The 277-nt window shown below is 39.7% G+C and carries 1 protein-coding gene; it reads right to left on the bottom strand.

Translation table 11 applies throughout. The features are described from left to right. On the bottom strand, positions 1–277 hold a 277-nt coding region (locus SB658_RS23605), incomplete at both ends, for a nucleoside transporter C-terminal domain-containing protein (RefSeq protein ID WP_410602728.1).

Here is a 277-nt window from a genome sequence, read left to right as displayed (position 1 = left end):
CTGCGCTAATTACGTAGTTTACAACTTCCATCACACCGATGAAGGCAATCATTAATGCAGCAACGATACCAGCTACTTTTAAACCATCAAGCGCACCGTTAATCATTGCGCCGATAAAGCTGTCTCCGAATAAAGTTCTATCAAATTTTTGAATCACTTCATCTTCTTTCTTCGTATCAACCGGTGTTAATAGCGAACAAACGATCAAGCTTGAGAATAAGTTTAGCGGAAGAGCGGCTAGTACATATTTCGCATCTAACATCATTACGTATGATGC

Origin of the sequence: Bacillus sp. SIMBA_008, from assembly GCF_046535495.1 — a bacterium.
In the GTDB taxonomy this organism is placed as follows: domain Bacteria; phylum Bacillota; class Bacilli; order Bacillales; family Bacillaceae; genus Bacillus; species Bacillus subtilis.
This window is presented reverse-complemented; position numbering and strand designations above follow the sequence as displayed.